General features: G+C 40.6%; 17 protein-coding genes. 6 read left to right on the top strand and 11 right to left on the bottom strand.

Features of this window, described 5'->3' with window-relative positions; all coding sequences use genetic code 11:
- The first annotated feature begins 50 nt into the window (after positions 1-50).
- The 3 genes from AB4128_RS10495 to AB4128_RS10485 all read left to right on the top strand — a co-directional run bounded on the left by AB4128_RS10495 (position 51) and on the right by AB4128_RS10485 (position 3,957).
- Positions 51-2,654 carry an endonuclease gene (locus AB4128_RS10495; RefSeq protein WP_055023638.1) on the top strand — a complete coding sequence of 868 codons (2,604 nt, stop codon included), beginning with the start codon at positions 51-53 and terminating at the stop codon, positions 2,652-2,654.
- A gap of 235 nt (positions 2,655-2,889) precedes the next feature.
- Positions 2,890-3,126: a hypothetical protein gene (locus AB4128_RS10490; protein WP_055023639.1), complete on the top strand. Its 237-nt coding sequence runs from the start codon at positions 2,890-2,892 to the stop codon at positions 3,124-3,126.
- A gap of 153 nt (positions 3,127-3,279) precedes the next feature.
- Complete coding sequence (locus tag AB4128_RS10485; protein ID WP_372037598.1) at positions 3,280-3,957, top strand: Type 1 glutamine amidotransferase-like domain-containing protein; 678 nt, start codon at positions 3,280-3,282, stop codon at positions 3,955-3,957.
- Positions 3,958-4,011: 54 nt separating this feature from the next.
- Here AB4128_RS10485 and AB4128_RS10480 read toward each other — a convergent pair whose 3' ends face one another.
- Positions 4,012-4,581: a LemA family protein gene (locus AB4128_RS10480; RefSeq protein ID WP_065108694.1), complete on the bottom strand. Its 570-nt coding sequence runs from the start codon at positions 4,579-4,581 to the stop codon at positions 4,012-4,014.
- 21 nt (positions 4,582-4,602) lie between these two features.
- The gene (locus tag AB4128_RS10475; RefSeq protein WP_055023641.1) at positions 4,603-5,664 is read right to left on the bottom strand and encodes a DUF3137 domain-containing protein; all 1,062 of its coding nucleotides are present in this window, start codon (positions 5,662-5,664) and stop codon (positions 4,603-4,605) included.
- 141 nt (positions 5,665-5,805) lie between these two features.
- On the opposite strand from AB4128_RS10475, the gene AB4128_RS10470 reads away from it, so the two are divergent.
- From AB4128_RS10470 to AB4128_RS10460, 3 genes are all read left to right on the top strand, one after another.
- Positions 5,806-6,192, top strand: coding sequence for a VOC family protein (locus AB4128_RS10470; protein ID WP_080916456.1), 387 nt, complete (start codon positions 5,806-5,808; stop codon positions 6,190-6,192).
- A gap of 76 nt (positions 6,193-6,268) precedes the next feature.
- Positions 6,269-6,736 carry a Cys-tRNA(Pro) deacylase gene (ybaK, locus tag AB4128_RS10465; RefSeq protein WP_372037597.1) on the top strand — a complete coding sequence of 156 codons (468 nt, stop codon included), beginning with the start codon at positions 6,269-6,271 and terminating at the stop codon, positions 6,734-6,736.
- 73 nt (positions 6,737-6,809) lie between these two features.
- Complete coding sequence (locus tag AB4128_RS10460; RefSeq protein WP_055023644.1) at positions 6,810-7,097, top strand: hypothetical protein; 288 nt, start codon at positions 6,810-6,812, stop codon at positions 7,095-7,097.
- A gap of 203 nt (positions 7,098-7,300) precedes the next feature.
- Here the strand turns inward: AB4128_RS10460 and AB4128_RS10455 are convergent, their stop codons facing one another.
- The 9 genes from AB4128_RS10455 to AB4128_RS10415 all read right to left on the bottom strand — a co-directional run bounded on the left by AB4128_RS10455 (position 7,301) and on the right by AB4128_RS10415 (position 16,403).
- Positions 7,301-8,362, bottom strand: a complete 1,062-nt coding sequence (locus AB4128_RS10455; protein WP_372037596.1) for a DUF4339 domain-containing protein — start codon at positions 8,360-8,362, stop codon at positions 7,301-7,303.
- 82 nt (positions 8,363-8,444) lie between these two features.
- Positions 8,445-8,864, bottom strand: coding sequence for a GYF domain-containing protein (locus tag AB4128_RS10450; protein WP_055023646.1), 420 nt, complete (start codon positions 8,862-8,864; stop codon positions 8,445-8,447).
- A gap of 259 nt (positions 8,865-9,123) precedes the next feature.
- Entirely contained in the window at positions 9,124-10,827 is a 1,704-nt protein-coding gene (locus AB4128_RS10445) for a pseudouridine synthase (protein ID WP_372037595.1), read from the bottom strand.
- A 319-nt stretch (positions 10,828-11,146) separates the two neighbouring features.
- Positions 11,147-11,524 (bottom strand): VOC family protein, encoded by a 378-nt coding sequence (locus AB4128_RS10440; protein ID WP_080916453.1) that lies wholly within the window; start codon positions 11,522-11,524, stop codon positions 11,147-11,149.
- Between the two features lie 47 nt (positions 11,525-11,571).
- The gene (gene bla / locus AB4128_RS10435; RefSeq protein WP_372037594.1) at positions 11,572-12,402 is read right to left on the bottom strand and encodes a subclass B1 metallo-beta-lactamase; all 831 of its coding nucleotides are present in this window, start codon (positions 12,400-12,402) and stop codon (positions 11,572-11,574) included.
- Between the two features lie 87 nt (positions 12,403-12,489).
- The gene (locus AB4128_RS10430; protein WP_282166344.1) at positions 12,490-13,797 is read right to left on the bottom strand and encodes an AarF/ABC1/UbiB kinase family protein; all 1,308 of its coding nucleotides are present in this window, start codon (positions 13,795-13,797) and stop codon (positions 12,490-12,492) included.
- A gap of 399 nt (positions 13,798-14,196) precedes the next feature.
- Positions 14,197-15,096, bottom strand: a complete 900-nt coding sequence (locus AB4128_RS10425; RefSeq protein WP_055023650.1) for a hypothetical protein — start codon at positions 15,094-15,096, stop codon at positions 14,197-14,199.
- A gap of 12 nt (positions 15,097-15,108) precedes the next feature.
- Positions 15,109-15,867, bottom strand: a complete 759-nt coding sequence (locus AB4128_RS10420; protein ID WP_055023651.1) for a hypothetical protein — start codon at positions 15,865-15,867, stop codon at positions 15,109-15,111.
- The gene (locus tag AB4128_RS10415; protein ID WP_065108686.1) at positions 15,867-16,403 is read right to left on the bottom strand and encodes a hypothetical protein; all 537 of its coding nucleotides are present in this window, start codon (positions 16,401-16,403) and stop codon (positions 15,867-15,869) included. The genes AB4128_RS10420 and AB4128_RS10415 overlap by 1 nt, the downstream gene beginning before the upstream one ends.
- Between the last annotated feature and the right edge of the window lies 1 nt (position 16,404).

The raw sequence follows: 16,404 nt of genomic DNA, 5'->3' as shown, positions 1-16,404 counted from the left end.
TGAGGTGTTAGCGCTAGCTGCACCTCACTTTCTAATAAAAAGATACGACTATGAATAATAAAATTAACGCAGTCGCAAAAGCAGTTACCCTACTGTTAGCTGCAGCGTCAACAGCTGCCAATGCTGATCTTGTCATTACCGAGTATGTTGAAGGTGGTGGTAGTAATAAAGCTGTTGAAATTTCAAACTTAGGCACGAGTGCAGTAGATTTAGATGCTGCTCAATACGCGATTACACTTTACTCGAATGGCTCAACTGAAGCGGGTAACTCGTCAATTCTCACCGGTACATTAGCTGCTGGCAGTAGTATTGTTTACCACAATGGCAGTGCCGATGACGCTTTTAAAGTGGGTATTGAATCAACTGTAACCTACTTTAATGGTGACGATGCGTTATTGCTGACAAAAGACGGCGCCATTATTGACCGTTTTGGCAAGCTTGGCGAAGACCCAGGTTCTGAATGGACCGATGCAAACGATGCTAACTTTTCGACTAAAGATAAAACGTTAAGACGCAAAGCTAGTATCACTACAGGTGATACCAATGCCTCAGCTGATTTTCCGGGTACTGATAACCAGTGGCTAGTATTCGATAAAGACACCAGTGATGGCTTAGGTTGCCCTGGTGAAGGTGCTTGTACTGCTGAACCTGGTGTATTAATCATTACCGAATACGTAGAAGGTGGTGGCAATAATAAAGCTGTTGAATTATCTAACGTAGGTGGCAGTGCAATTGATTTAGATGCTGCTGTATACACGTTAAGTTTATATGGCAATGGCAGCACTGATGCGGGTAATACCGAAACACTAACAGGTATGCTGGCTGCTGGTGAAAGCATTGTTTTCCATAACAGCAGTGCCGATGACGCATTCAAAGTGGGCACGGCTTCAACTGTTACTTATTTTAATGGTGATGATGCACTGGTTCTTTATAAAGATGATGTGGTTATCGACCGTTTAGGTAAGTTAGGTGAAGATCCTGGTTCTGAATGGACGGATCCGAACGATGCAAACTTTTCGACAAAAGATAAAACGCTACGTCGCAAAGACAGTGTCACCGCTGGTGATACTGATGCAACAGCAGCATTTCCTGGTGATAACAATCAGTGGGTGACATTTGATAAGGACACTGCTGATGGCCTAGGTTGTGCTGGGGAAAGTGCATGTGGCGAAACGCCAGTTGAGCCAGACCCAGATACGCCTTGCTCAGGTTGTGAAGAGTTAACTCCTGTTGCAGACCCAAGCACCTTTGACGGTAACGTTTATTATACTAACGTGCTGACGGGGAGTTTTGATGATGCTGAAGCAATGAAAAATGCCATTTCTGTTGCCATTACAGCAGGTCATCAACAGCTAACTTACAAGCAAGTTTGGACTGCACTGTCTTATTCTGATGAAGATCCTGCTAACAGCAGTAATGTTATTGAGCTTTACACTGGCCTATCTGTGTCTAAGCAAAATAATGGCGGCAATACCAGTGACTGGAACCGTGAACACGTTTGGGCTAAAAGCCATGGATTCCCAAGTGAGTCGCAATTAGGTTACACCGATGCGCACCATTTACGTCCAACGAATGTAAAGGTTAACTCAACTCGTAGTAACTATGACTTTAATGAGTGTAGCGATACTGGAACTGAGGTGGCTGACGCTCCAGGCAATTACCTAGATACTGCGGCACGTTGTTTTGAGCCTCGCGATCAAGTTAAAGGTGATGTCGCACGTATGATCCTTTACATGGATACACGTTACCAAGGCAATGACAGTAACATGCCTGACTTAGTTGCAGTGGATCGCATCACTACGGCTGATGAAGTCAGTAATAACGACCCACTGCATGGCAAGCTATGTACACTTTATGCTTGGCATCAACAAGATCCAGTTGATGCAGCTGATACACAGCGTAATGATGCCGTGTATAAGTATCAAGGAAACCGTAACCCATACATTGATTACCCAGAGTGGGTTCAACAAGTTTATGGTGACCAATGTGGTGATCCAGCTAATCCGAGCTTAGATGTTGACGTAATTATCGATGCACCAGAGCAAGTGAACGAAGCTGAAACACTGGTTATTGATGCATCAGCTACGGTTGCTGAAGATGGTTCAGAGCTTAGCTTCAGTTGGGAGCAAACAGCTGGACCAGCGTTAACCTTTGATGGCACTAAGGCTATATTATCTGTAACCGCACCAGAGGTGACAGCAGATACAGCAATAGCGTTTACTTTAACGGTCAGTGACGGTGTACTGGATAAAACTCAAGTGGTTAATGTGTCTGTTATCAATGTGCCATTAGCTTTTGATGTTAGCTTTAGTGGTAACACTGAACTAAATGAAGGTGAAAGCACGACGATTACTGCTGCTATAGCTGATGAGCCTGAAGGGTTAACATACACGTGGAAGCAAGTGTCAGGTGCCGCTGCTGAGTACAGTGCAGATGGTTTAGTATTAACGGTAAACTCCCCTGAAGTTTCTGTTGATCAATCGCTTGTATTTGAACTTGTGATTAGCGATGGTGAAGAGCAAGTGACATCTTCAGTTAGTGTAAATGTTAGCAACACTTTAGAAGATGGTTGGAGCAAACCAGAAGGCGCCGGTAGTTTGGGTGCTGGTTTACTGATGCTGCTACCGTTACTTTGGCGTCGTCGTCAATCATAAGCGTTTGTCTTGATTCATGGCGTAACCATTAATATGAGTTAGTCATAGTATTTAGTTTTATAAAATGAGTGACTAACTCACATAAAACCAGCTGAGCATAGAGTTGCACAGCTGGTTTTTTTATTGCTTAATTCAGTGTTGTTATTGATATGGATTGCAATAATGCGCTATCTACATAATAGTAATTTGTAGGCTTTTTTTATGCTGTTTACTGGTGTGATATTAGGGATAAGTGATGAAAACAATGACATGTAAGCAATTAGGCGGCGCCTGTGACGAGCGTTTTCAAGCTGACAATTTTGAACAAATACAAACCTTGAGTCAGGCGCATGGAAAGCTGATGTTTCAGCAGCAAGAGCCTGCACATATTCAGGCGATGACGGCAATGTCTGATTTAATGCAAAACCCATCAGCATTACAGGCTTTTATGGAAGAGAAACGGGCTTTATTCGAATCATTACCTAATGATTAATTAGTTGAATAAAGGCAACCACGAGGGGGGGGGGGAACACGACTAAGTGCTAGTTATTAGCTTTAATTATTAACTTTAGTCACTCGCTATGAGCCAGTAACTACCTAAGCAAACACCCAATCGTTCAAATCACAAAAATAGAAAGGATTCAGAGTGAATGTAGCGCTATTAAGTCATACCGATACCGCCAATGCGAGCAAGGCATTAAGGTATTTTATCGATGGACTTTCAAACGATTTAAAATCACTACCTGTGGTTTATATCGCTTCAGAACCTGATGCACATAGGCAATTTTTTAATCCTATTGCCGATTGTTATCGTCAACTTGGGTTTAATACTGTTCAGTATGTGGAACTAGAGCAGGACTTTGATGCCCAAGCAACGTTAAAGGTTTTAAGAGCGGCTAGTTTGGTTCATTTATCGGGTGGCGATACGTTTCGATTTCTATATTGGCTAAAGCAACGAGGGCTTGATAAACAGCTTTATCATTTAGCTGAAAATGGCTTACCGATTGTTGGAGTCAGTGCTGGTGCAATGATATTGACGCCAGATATCAGTAGCGCCATATTATGTGGCGATACAAATTCAATTGGGTTAGCTAACACATCAGCGCTTAATATAGTGCCTTTTCAATTTGTACCACACGTTAAAAACCCGCAAGAACCCACTGCTCAAATAATGGATTTTGTTGCCCATACCCAACAAGACTTATTATTGTGTTCAGATGATGATGCGGTAGTACTTCACAGTGGCTTGTTAATGACTGAATCTAGCTTAATACCAAAAAACATACATTACTTCGGCCAACCTAACTTAGTACAGCAAGCCTAAAAAAGTGGGGCATTAAGCCCCACTAACATGATATTTATGGCTTGCTAATATGGCCTAAAACTTAGGTTTATATTCAAAAGCTGCTTGGGCTTTACTGTCAGTAAATACTTCAATAACCTGCTTTTTGTTAAACAAGCTGTTGACGATATTGTTAGGGAAAGCTTGAATACAGTTATTAAAATTAGCCACATTTTGGTTAAAAATACGCACTGCAGCACCGACATTTTCTTCTTGCTCAGTAATTTCCCCCATAAACTTGGCGAAAGACTCAGAGGCTTTAAGTTCTGGGTATGCTTCCACAGCGACATTGATGCCTTTGATTAATTCTTGTGATGCTTTATCAACTTGGCTTTGCAGTTTCGGGTCAATATTATTATCTTGCAGCGCATTAATACCTTGACGTAATGCGGTGATTTTAGGCAGCAAATCACTTTCGTAATCTTTGTGCTCTTGCAGAACACGATCAAGTTCAGGGATGATTCGGCTACGTTGTCTTTCTTGCGTTAACACATCAGCCCAACCGCGTTGCACAGCGTTATGCTCTTTAACAATGGCATTGTAAATGGTGAGCATAATAATCGCGATAACAACAATGACGGCTAATATCACATACGACATTTCCATAGTGGTTCCTTATTTCCTAGGTTAGGTTGTGTGTTTAATGATTTGGTTAACGAAGCCAAAGATACTATTCACTGTGAACAGAGAAGTGTCATTAAGCAACTCTTGTTTAAATTTTTCTGGTTCAGTGATGTCATAATTCATAGCAGGATTGAGTAAGTTAGTATTGTGTTGATTAATTAATAAGCTTCCATCATGAGCAAATTCAATGGTGAGATTTTTTAGTTTATTATTGAGTTGTTCACATGCCACTACGACAGCAGGCTCCAGAAACTTAGCCGCATCGAACTCAGATTGTGCTTGAACATGGAAGGCTTTTTCAAACTCTCTTGACGCCGGCATAAAGCGTTGTGACCAGCGTTTTGATAATCTCGACTCACTCATCACTAAGTGGGTGGTTTTATTGATAGGTGGAATGATGACACCTTGTCGATAGTAATGATCGTATACGGTTCTAGTACGTGTTCGAGTGCCACCTTTACCGTCAGATTCAGTATAGGTTTCAGTTCTTCTATCCACATAATGATGATAAACCACAGATGCTCGAATTAACCCGCTTTCTGCATGAAAATCAATTTCTTTACCCCATTCTACTTTTTGAGAGTAATTACCTCGATTAAAGTCGACAAACTTGTTTTCTGCGTCCTTTAAAAAACTGCCATCGCAATCTCGCATATTGTATAGGTGTTTTAAGGTTTCGTCCCTTATCAGGGTTGAGACTTTTTTAATTTGGCTGCGGCGGTTAAAAAACTGCCAAATTGGTATAATTAGTGTGATGATACAGACTGCGAAAACGGCATAATCCAGGTCAGTATAGCGGTAGTAATAAGTTAACTGCTCTAGGTAAAACCAATATCCAATCCCGCTAAATAAGGCTATAGCGATAACAATGAATAAGTTAGTATTGTTATAAGACAATTGGTTTGGGTAATGAATTGCTGTATCTAATGCGTCTTTAATGACATCAATAGAGCTTGAGTGGCTAACTTGGCTTTTGAGTTGCTTTAAAAATTGACTTAGAGATTGATTATTTGCAGGCTTCTCAGTGGTATTTTTAGGCGTATCGACTGGCGACTCTTGAGGCATTTGACATCCTTGTAGAATTTAATATCCATATATTACTCAGCCATTTTAAACTGTAAAGTATTGTTTTATATAAATTTGAGATACATTCGTTTACAAAGCACTACCCTTGCCAATTCATCTATTTATTTTAAAGGACAGTCAATGCCAAAGCTTCAATCATTTGACCATATCCATATTTACGTTAAGAATCGACAACAAGCAGTGAAATGGTATCAAGCGGTTTTAGGTTTCTCTGTTGTTGAGTCATTGGCGTTTTGGGCTGTTGATAAAGGGCCATTAGTGGTTGCACATGAGGATTTGCATTTAGCTTTATTTGAATCTGAACTTCAAAAAAGAACCACGGTCGCTTTTGGTGTTGATGCGGCAAACTTTTTATTATGGCAACAACATTTAACGACCCATGAAGTGACATTTGTGGTGAGCGACCATGATATTTCATGGTCGCTTTATTTTAGCGATCCTGATGGAAATCCATTTGAGATTACAACTTTTGACTATGAAAACGTCGTCAATAACACCTCTGCTTAAAAAGAGTGATAAATCAGGTCAGCCACTAAGTTACGTCAGCCCAATTAGCGAGTGAGATAAAATCGTAGAGGAATACATGACCCCTGCAATTAATTTATTGGAAAGAGAAGGGATTAGTCATCAAGTGCTTAGCTATCAACATGAAGCTAGTGCAAAGTCATATGGCGACGAAGCGGTAACTAAGTTAAACCTGTGTGCTGAGCAAGTTTTTAAAACCTTGGTGGTGCAGTTAGATAATGGAACATTAGCTGTCGCTATTACGCCCGTTTCTTCAAAGCTTAATTTAAAACAAATGGCTAAGAGTGTTAGGGTTAAAAAAGTTGTGATGGCAGATAAGCAACGGGTTGAGAAAACCACAGGTTATGTCCTAGGTGGGGTAAGCCCGTTAGGGCAAAAGAAGCGATTACCGACTGTGATTGATGTGAGCGCTGAACAATTTGATGTCATTTATGTCAGTGCAGGTAAGCGCGGTCTTGAAATCGGTTTATCGCCAATATCACTTTGTGCGTTAACTCAAGGTTCTTTTGCGAGTATCACGCAATAATCGTTATGTTATTACAATAGCTTGAAAGATTTTTAATCGCCAAATGGCAGTGCTTTACTTTTAGGAATGGAATATGAATTTAGATAAATCAAGAAAGAGAATCGCTAAAAAAGTAAAAGCAGGTTTTAAAGGTTATCCGCAAGTTAATATCATCTATCAGGGGAAAACCCAAGATATCGCTGACGAAGTGATAATTGAGTTTGTATTAGATGAAGGAGCTGAGCCGCAGCAGCAATCTTTTAAGAGTAAAGTTGATGTAAGGGAAGATGAGGTGATTCAAACCACACTGGTTAAGATTATCGATCGTGCTGATGCCAAAACGGTAACAGAGGCGTCAAGGTTGATTGCTGCTAACACTTGATCGTTAATGCTCAATTGATTACATAAAGCCAATGGAAATATGTTATCCGTTGATAAAGTCGCTAAATGGCAATATTGAACAATAAAAAAGGCTTATCGTTTAGATAAGCCTTTTTTCAATCAATTCATTTAGCATTTTACAAAGTAAAACTTAGAAACTAGCGCCGCTCTGATATGCAGAGCAATGCCATATTTAGCTAAGTATTAAGAAGCAATGTAATGAGTGCGTCTTCTACGACGTCTCATTCTACCTTCTTTATCACCATCGTCCGATTCGTTATTAGAATCGTTTGCTGAATCATTAACTGCAGTTTCACCAGATTTTTTGCTCTTAGCGGTAGCTTCGTTACTTTGCGCCAGTTGAGCTACATCATCCGGCGTTTCGGACTTTTTTTCATTTCTCTTAGTGTCCCCCTTGAAGACGGACTTGATGATGCTTGTTACGCCATTAATGCCGGCTGCATCCTCAGCTTGCTTGTCTTCAGAGATATCTTCAGAGAATTCAATTTTGTCAATTTTTGGTTTTTCTTTCTTCGGAGATACGGCTACCGGGTCAAGGCTTTTTGCTGCACTTACTGTATTAGCGGCTGTAAGCTCTTCTGCTGCAGAGTCTTCTGCGGCTGATTTAAGCATACTTTCTGCCAGTGCTTTTTGAATTTGATTACTGATTTCAGAAACATTGTCAGGAGAAAGGCTAGAGCTTGATGCTTTCTCTGGCGCAGGTGCTGCTGGTGCTACAATTGGCGCACTTACTGGGCTATTCGTATTCTCAGCAGCTTGCTTAGCAACGCGTTGATTGAAGTCAGTAGTCACCTCATTAACTTCAGTCTTGGCAATTGATAATGCAGAAATTAGCTCATCAAATGACCCTTTGAAAGAGTTGTACTTGCTTTCAAAAGGATCAATATTTGATTTAACTTCATCAGTTAAGTTAATTGTCAGTTTTTTGTATGTGTTAATTTCCTGCTCAAACTCAACCAGCACGCCTTGAGTTGCTGCCACGCTTTCTTCCATGCTCGCGACTTTAACTTGAAGTGCTTTTTCCTTGGCAGTAAATTCTTCAATAAGATCTTGAGGAATCAATGCTGGCGGTGTGATGACAGGCACAAGGTGGGCAAATTCTTTAATGCAACTTACCGGCTTCCACTGTGTGAATGAAGGGTGCCAACCGTAACAGTTGCCATCTTTCATTAAAAATTCTTTTGCTTCAACTTCGTTCAACGGCCCTGTTACTTGACCATTCTTGGAAAAATACCATTTTTTCATAGTCGTATTCTTTTTATTTAGTTAACAACAATTGTTATATGCCACTCAGATTTAATCAGTTTTTAAGTCGGGTAAAACTTAATTAACTCACACCTGATAAGGTTTTCTGAAGTGCGGCATATTGTTCATTAACGCTACGAAGCGTCGCTTCTACTTTTTCATTCAACTCTTTTGTTGTGACCTTATAACGGCTTGAGTCACGTCCAATATCTGACATTGAAGAATTAATCGTTTTTAGCGTGGTGTCGATTCGGCCAAGGGCTGAATTCAACTCACGTTCCTTAGCAGTAAATCGCTCGATTAACTGTTGTGGGATCTCCGCAGGAGGCGGTGGCGGAGACACTGTAATATCAAATTCTTCAACGTGGCTAACTGGTACCCATTGGGCATAAGACGGGTGCCACGCATAGACATCAGGGTTCGATGCAATAAATTTATTCGAATCAGCTAAGCCTAACGGTCCGCTGATCTCACCATTATTTGAGAAATACCACTCTTTCATAGTCCACTCTTATCCTTAATCGTGTAGTAAGCTAAAGTTTTATGAATACAATCAACAGCTTTGGTGATTTCAAAATATAACGAAGGAAAACGTCAGCTTGCAGGGTTAAAAAAAATTAAACCGCATATCATACGAACTGGTTACATTAACCTATATTCGTTAACATATCTACTTCGAAATAGTTAAATTTTCAAGTTTTTATTGCTGAGTAAATTAGCAGGAGCTAATGGTGTTCAAATGAGTGTTTAAAACAATTGTATTATTCGAAGTCGGCATTAACTTCAAATGTCATTGCTACATTGGTGTGTGGGTGGGTAATAGATAATAGTTGAGCGTGTAAATGTAACCGCTGTTCTGTTTTACCATATAAATCATCACCTAAAATTGGCATGTTTAATCCCAGATGATGTGCACAATGTACTCTTAATTGGTGGGTACGCCCAGTTTTAGGGTATAAATGTAATAAACTCTTGCCACTTTTTGTGGTGACTTTTTGCCAAAATGTCTCTGCGTGCTTCCCGTGTTCATCACAGACGAGCTGTTTGGGGCGATCATCAAGATCTACCCTTAGAGGTAAGCTGATAGCGCCACTATCTTCGGGTACTTCACCGTCGATTTTTGCGATATAGCGCTTGGTGACTGTTCGAGCAATAAATTGCTGTACTAAGTGTTTATTAACCTCTTTTGATAACGCGATTACCATTAAGCCCGAAGTTGACATGTCTAACCGATGCACAATCAATGGTCCAGTTGCGTTTGGAAAGCGTTGTTTCATTCTGCTGTATACCGAGTCAGTAATATTTTTACCTGGTACCGATAAGAAGTTAGCTGGCTTATTAACAATCACAATATAGGGATCTTGATATAAAATTGGCAGCTCAACTCCTTCGGCGGGATTGTTAAGTAATGGGTTTTCATCTACGTTCATACCATCAAGCATATGACCTAAAATAGGCCTACATTTGCCATGGCATGCAGGATAGTAGTTTTTATGTTGTTTGATTTCTGACTTGGGTGATTCGCCCCACCAAAACTCTGCCATCGTAATGGGAGTGAATTGTTGTTGAAAAGCATATTGTAGTAGCTTAGGTGCAGCACATTCTCCTGCTGCCGCAGGTGGCTGCTGGTTAGGTGCATCTTTAAATATATGGGTTAAATCTCGGCTTTCACCACGTATATTTAAAAAACGATATTGGGCGAATAGTTTGTGTTGCAGTGTATTCGATACTTGCTTTCGCTGCTGTTTGATAGAATCAATTTGATTTGTCAGTGCGTCTAATTGCTGCTGCACCAAGCCACATTTGTGCTCCCAGCTTGCTTTAATGCTGTTGAGTTGATGCTTATCTTGTACGCTTTGTCGACTCAATTCTATCGACAGTGTTTTTTGCTCATCTTCCGTTAGATTGGTCAGACTACTGCGCTTTGTTTTACGAGTTTTACGATTCTCAATCATTTGCTGACGAAACTGTGCAATCTCTTGCTCGGCTTTTAACATCAGCAATTTAAGGTTTTCAGTCAAAGACGCAAGGTTAGGGTCGCTTTGTAAAACAGTCAGCTGATGACTTAATGTGTTGACTGCCTCATATTCGTCTTTAAAAAAGCTATCTTGGCTGAGCATGTCAAATACCGGTGGCACAAAATATGGAAGAATATTTTGGTCGGCGACTTTACCTGAAAATGCGGCCAGAAACCCGAGTTGATTATGAGCATCTTTAACCACGAGAACCCCAAACATTTTGCCAATAACAGGCAATGATTGCAGCGCTTCAGGAGCATGACTTTGCGTCACTCCGAAGTTATGTTGCCAATCAGTCTGGTGCATCAAGTGTTGCTGAAGCTGCTCAGATGCCTTAATGGCTAGTGGGTGTGGCTGATAAAAAAATGGGAAGGTGAATTTTTCTGGTAAAGGGATATCAGCAACCGATTCGTTGAATTGGATGAAACGGGGATCGAGTTCAGACATGGATAACCTTTTACAGAATAAACATCAAAAGTATTGAGAAATAGTCAGGTACCATCATCGCTCATGCTCTCACTTATTAAGCGCAAACATTTTGTTCATTTAATAATAGAAAAATGAGTTTAACTATAACAATGACGGGCATTGTTAATTTTACCTTGAATGCAACACAAGTGCATCAGTTAACCATAGGATCATCAGTAATAGTGCTGATTGTATATCGATTGCCCAAGCTGATAAGAATATGGCGCCTCATAGGGCGCCATTAAAATGTATACCTCAGCATCATTAAGCTTACTTATGCCGTGAGCAGTTAAGAAGGTTAAGGACGATAAAGCACGCAAACTTTATTACCTGCAGGGTCTTTAAGGTAACCTAAATACAATTTAAAGTTTGGCCCCTGTCTGTAACCTGGAAGATCTTCACAACTTTCGCCCCCATTTGCCAAACCCGCAGCATGCCACTCGTCAGCTTGCTGTTCATTTTTCGCCGCAAAACCGATTGTTGAGCCATTACCATGACTGGCTGCTTCACCGTTAATTGGCTTGGTTAATGCAAAAACACCTGTATCAGTAAAATAGAAACAGCGGCCTTTTTCGTCAATTTGACCTGGTGCATGACCTAATGCTCCTAACGCAGCATCATAGAATTTTTTCGACTTCTCGATATCGTTTGCACCAATCATAATGTGACTGAACATGTGTATCTCCCTATAGATTTAATAGTAATAATTTACTGAGGTAATTGTTAATGCGCCGCATGTTGTTCAAGTAGCTTGATTGTGTGACTCAATAAAACACCTGTACCAATGTCACCATGACCTGGTAATACTTGTTCGCTATCGGCAAATTGAACTTGTAACTGCTTAATTGAGTTTGGCCAAGCAATCAGATCGGCTTCACCGTAGTAACCAAGGGTTTTACTCGAAAGGCTTTTAACTAAACAGCCTCCATAAAGCAGTTTTGATTCAGGGAACCAGACGACAAGATTATCGTGAGTGTGGCCAGCACCGATAAAGTAAACTTCGATTTTCTGGTTTAAAAAGTCGAACTGACCGGGCGTAAACTGTTGCTTTGTCTTTGGGTGGCCTGCTTTTTCTAATAGTTGGTTAGTGTGTGTCGATGCGTAAGTGTCAACGCCAATGCTATTGAGGTAGCCCACACCTGCAGTTCTGTCTTCATGGGAATGAGTCGATACACTTGCTGTTAATGTTAAGCCTTGATGTTCAACCCATTGCACCAATTTAATTGTGTCTGCTTCACTCCAAGGAGTATCAATCAAGTAGGCATCTTTGCCATCGACAAAAATTAGCCCATTTGAGCCAACAAACCCAAACTGCTTGGTTTGCATGAAAGACTCATGCAGGTAAAGATTGTCTGATAATGTCGATATTGACAGTTCACCATGCTGGCTTGGTTTTAATGCTAAAGGCAACGTTGGATCTGAACCGTTAAGGGAGGCTGCATTTGCTTTAGTGGCCATTGTGGGCTGATTGACTTGTTTGGCGAAAGTGGGCTCTGCGAGTATTGAGCTAAGCAGGACAATCAATATTAGAGTGCTATGGATAATTGGGGTCATAGTTAAAATGCCATTATTGATAACGCTTTATTAGCATGAAATAAAATGACCTTTAGCTTACCGTTTTTAATCTAAAACAACAGCTCATTATTGATGAGCTAAAAACAATTTTTTTACATCGACTTTGGCTTGTATTCTTGAGGCGAGTAAATAAATGCCAGCAAGTTTACGATGAACAAAAATAGCGTCAGTTGGCGGGGTATGCCATTCATCTTGTTTGGTACTTAATGACTTGGCTGCATCAGTAATACGTTTAGCAAGATTGCTACTGGCAAAATCGTATGGACCTTCACTTCGCAATGGCTCGCAAGCTTGATAAAAAATATCAACGATAAAGGCTTGTTGCTCTGGAGTGATACTGTCTTGAAAAAATCCAATTGATTCGGCTGCACTTGTCATGAGTGCTTTATCACTTGTCATTGCACCTTGCATCAGCATTCGGTACCCATTAGACAGCGTCTTAGTAATTTTTCTGGTGGCACCGAAGTCGAGTAATACAATGCTACCTGTCTCTTTTTGGTACATAAAATTGGCAAAATTTGGGTCGGTTTGCACCAAAGAAAAAGTAAACAGTTCATCTAAAAACAATGCTAATAGATCAGTCGCGACTTTATCTCTGTCTAGCTGCGGTAATTCGCTGACGGATTCAATCGGTACACCTTCGACAAACTCCATAACAAGAATACTGTCGGTGCTATGTTGTTCATATAGTTTAGGAACGATAAATCGTGTGTCGTTAGCGACCCATTGTTGATACTCTTTTAGCAATCTTGCTTCGTAGCTGTAATCAGCCTCGTGATGCAATTGTGCTTTGGCTTCAGTCAGTAATTTATCAAACTGCACATTGTCGGGGACCAGCTGCGCTACTTTGAGTAGGGTGGCAACGTTATCAATGTCGCTGTCAATGCTGTCTTTAATACCTGGGTATTGGATTTTTACCGCCAGTTTTTCACCTGAATCAAGATATGCTTGATGCACTTGGCCGATAGACGCAGCTGCAAAAGGGCGTAACTCAAATTGAGCAAATGGCGCAAGCCAATCATCACCCCATTGCTGCTTCAGCGTAGCAACCAATTGCTTGTGAGGCATTGCTTTAGCATCATCACGAAGTCTAGCCAGAATGTCGCTGAGTTCTTTGGGAAGTAAATCACCAGTATCCATTGAGATCATTTGGCCAACTTTCATGGCAGCCCCTCGAAGCTGCGCTAGCTTTTCTGCGACTTGAGTCAGGTTATTGGGGGTAAGTACCAGTTGTTGTAATGTTGGCTTTTGCCCTTTACTCAGCTGCTTTGCACCTTCTACGAATACATTGCCTGCAAGGCGAGAGGCTAGTCCGCCTATTTTGGATAGTCTAGATAACCGACTGCTGGGAACACTGGCAACTTCTTTAGACATAGTGACAACTCATGTAATTAATGGATTCAGCAGCAACATCAACTTAATGATGCTGACACTGTATCAAGAATGGGGGACTCAATGTCTATCAACATGCAGTTTAATAGCTCATGAGTCTTTATTTAATTATAAATAACAATACGATTATTAGTGAATTTAGATCAATCAGTTAATCGTAGGGAATTGGGCTAGGTAAATAAGACGGTATGAATAAAGCCAAGCTAACACGTATGAATAAGCTGTAACCGTCATCAAGAGATAATTACTGGTCTGCAGTGAAATGAGGAGTATCGAAAGAGGTAGGTAATAATAATTATGAATACGAATGACAATAGCGATTAACATACCCAGCATAAAAGCTGGGGCAACAAAGAAGGTTTTGTTGCCCTAAGCTATTAATTAAAAATCTATTGTGTCTTGCCAACCTAAAAGGACACTTTGTAAGCCATGCTTTTGCTCATAGCGCTCAAGTTTTTCAGGGCTTGCGTCACTTAATGCCAATTCTCGATATTTTTTGGCAAATTTAAGGGTGCGTAGAAGCTCTTGATAAAAGTGTTTTCCTAAATCTCGGCGTATGGCATCGGCTAAGGTTTCAGGTAGTTGAGATAATGCGCGTTCGGTATGGTTTTTAATCGACTCAGTGCTAAACCATTGCTCATTAAGCTCTATTTTACGTAAACGCTTTTTCATGTCTTCACGTACTTTGGCATCATCAAACATGATGCGGTACAAGACGGCTTCAGCCAGCACACTTTCAAGACCTAAACTGAACAGTGGATCGAGCTCAGTTTTAGCATAAAAGGTTTCAAGTAACACTTTGGTGGCTTCTTGGCTGCGATGATCTTGTAGCGCTGATTGATAATCTTGCCAACCTAGCCATTCTTCTGTGTCGGGTGGTGTAGAGATTTTCTCTAACAACAGTGGATTAATATCACCATAAAGCGATTTATCACTACCGTGCATGTGTTTGCTGACAACGGTCAACATGCTCCAGCCTTTTTGAAAACACTTCAACACACCATCAGGTGTTTGCAGCAAGGCAACTGAGCCAGCAGGCTCTTGGCCCGTCAGTGCAATAAGTCCAAGGCTCACAACTCCAATAACATCATGACCTGCTTGCTCAAGTAGATGCATTTTATGCTTGTTATAAAACTTATCAGCCAGTTTTAAACTCATTAAAATCGCTTTGGATTTTATTTGAGTGATGTGCTCATCAGTTAATCTTTCTTCTGTGCGCCCATATTCTAGTACTCTACTAAAATAAGGGCCTTGGTTATTATCACGTAATGCTAATTGCATTAACTCGATTCCTTAATCAAGAAAAGTAAACATATCGTCGACTTCGGCGTATTCATCAGCCACTTCGTTTTTCTCTTTAGCTTGCAGTACAAGCTCATTAACGAACTTACCAATAATTTGTTCCCATCCAGAACTTTCATTACGGAGTAAGTTTTTAATCGAAGAGGCCACATCTGGCGCAATTTGTTTAATTAACGCAAGCAAGCTACGCGGATCATCAATCGCTAAACTATGTGCTTCTTCATCTGCCTGCCAGTTGCTATAACCAACGGTTTCGCCGTCATCTTCATCGTCAAAGCTTTCGTAAATACTGTTGGTATCTTGCTCGGCTGAAGGCGATAAAATTAACTCGATAAACGGAATAGAGAGGTAGAATAAGCCTGCAGGATCTTCTGCAATACATTCTAAAATCGCCGCTTGTTTTTCTTCGGTACCCTGAATACGGATAAGGTAAGTTAAAAACTCAAATGTATGATGCATAAGCTCATCAGCATTGGTTTTAATTTGTTCTTCCCAATATAAAGGTTGCTGACAAACGATGTCGCGAATTTGTTCAGGCGTCATTAACTCCGACATAATTGACGGACATGAAATATCATGATGACTGTTAATCTGCGTTAATGTCACAATGTCCATATGTTCAATAACATCAACAAGTTGATCGTCTGACATCGTGTTTGCAATGATTTCGAATCGCTTACTGGCTTGTTGTGGCTCGACGTCAGCTAGATCTTTTATCTCTGCTGCGGTGAGTTCAATAAGATTGTTCATTATCGCTCCTCGTCATCATATTGGTCGTAATAACCTTCTTCATCGCTGTCATCATAGTCCCCATCATCATTGTAGGGGTCATAGCCGTCATCATTAGTGTCACTCGCTTCATTGGCACTAAAAGATTTACTTGGAGCAACCACATTATCTTGAGTATTCAGCAGGTAAACCACTGCGCAGCTTTCTATTAATAGCTCTTCAGAATATTTTCGTACCGCTAACACTAACGGGACATCAGCGTTATTAAATTGAATCGTTACCTTAAACTCATCCCAGCTAGGTAATTCAGCGTTATCAATCCATGACGCCCATTTGGTTTTGGCTTCATCTGAAAAGCGAACACGATTGAATAGTGCAACAGGCAAATATTCTGGCACGGCTGCTAACATCGATGGATCGGCTAATAAAATCTCTTTCATCGAATCGGTGAATTTTGCTAAAGCTTCAGGGCTATCGGGATCGTTATACGATTCGATATTATCGAAGGCATTATTCTTTAACTCATTAATACGAGAGATATTAAGTGGTTTGCTCATG

Origin of the sequence: Shewanella sp. 10N.286.52.A9 (genome assembly GCF_041468985.1) — a bacterium.
Lineage (GTDB): Bacteria > Pseudomonadota > Gammaproteobacteria > Enterobacterales > Shewanellaceae > Shewanella > Shewanella japonica.
Note: the sequence above shows the minus strand (reverse complement) of the source record. Positions and strands in the feature narration are given on the sequence as shown.

Excerpts from the sequence above, each read along its gene's own strand:
- AB4128_RS10430 (WP_282166344.1), bottom strand. The coding sequence starts at position 13,797 with ATGTCTAAAGAAGTTGCCAGTGTTCCCAGCAGTCGGTTATCTAGACTA.
- ybaK (WP_372037597.1), top strand. The coding sequence starts at position 6,269 with ATGACCCCTGCAATTAATTTATTGGAAAGAGAAGGGATTAGTCATCAA.
- AB4128_RS10480 (WP_065108694.1), bottom strand. The coding sequence starts at position 4,581 with ATGGAAATGTCGTATGTGATATTAGCCGTCATTGTTGTTATCGCGATT.
- AB4128_RS10420 (WP_055023651.1), bottom strand. The coding sequence starts at position 15,867 with ATGAACAATCTTATTGAACTCACCGCAGCAGAGATAAAAGATCTAGCT.
- AB4128_RS10455 (WP_372037596.1), bottom strand. The coding sequence starts at position 8,362 with ATGAAAAAATGGTATTTTTCCAAGAATGGTCAAGTAACAGGGCCGTTG.
- AB4128_RS10475 (WP_055023641.1), bottom strand. The coding sequence starts at position 5,664 with ATGCCTCAAGAGTCGCCAGTCGATACGCCTAAAAATACCACTGAGAAG.
- AB4128_RS10460 (WP_055023644.1), top strand. The coding sequence starts at position 6,810 with ATGAATTTAGATAAATCAAGAAAGAGAATCGCTAAAAAAGTAAAAGCA.
- AB4128_RS10440 (WP_080916453.1), bottom strand. The coding sequence starts at position 11,524 with ATGTTCAGTCACATTATGATTGGTGCAAACGATATCGAGAAGTCGAAA.
- AB4128_RS10445 (WP_372037595.1), bottom strand. The coding sequence starts at position 10,827 with ATGTCTGAACTCGATCCCCGTTTCATCCAATTCAACGAATCGGTTGCT.
- bla (WP_372037594.1), bottom strand. The coding sequence starts at position 12,402 with ATGACCCCAATTATCCATAGCACTCTAATATTGATTGTCCTGCTTAGC.
- AB4128_RS10415 (WP_065108686.1), bottom strand. The coding sequence starts at position 16,403 with ATGAGCAAACCACTTAATATCTCTCGTATTAATGAGTTAAAGAATAAT.
- AB4128_RS10495 (WP_055023638.1), top strand. The coding sequence starts at position 51 with ATGAATAATAAAATTAACGCAGTCGCAAAAGCAGTTACCCTACTGTTA.
- AB4128_RS10470 (WP_080916456.1), top strand. The coding sequence starts at position 5,806 with ATGCCAAAGCTTCAATCATTTGACCATATCCATATTTACGTTAAGAAT.
- AB4128_RS10425 (WP_055023650.1), bottom strand. The coding sequence starts at position 15,096 with ATGCAATTAGCATTACGTGATAATAACCAAGGCCCTTATTTTAGTAGA.
- AB4128_RS10490 (WP_055023639.1), top strand. The coding sequence starts at position 2,890 with ATGAAAACAATGACATGTAAGCAATTAGGCGGCGCCTGTGACGAGCGT.
- AB4128_RS10450 (WP_055023646.1), bottom strand. The coding sequence starts at position 8,864 with ATGAAAGAGTGGTATTTCTCAAATAATGGTGAGATCAGCGGACCGTTA.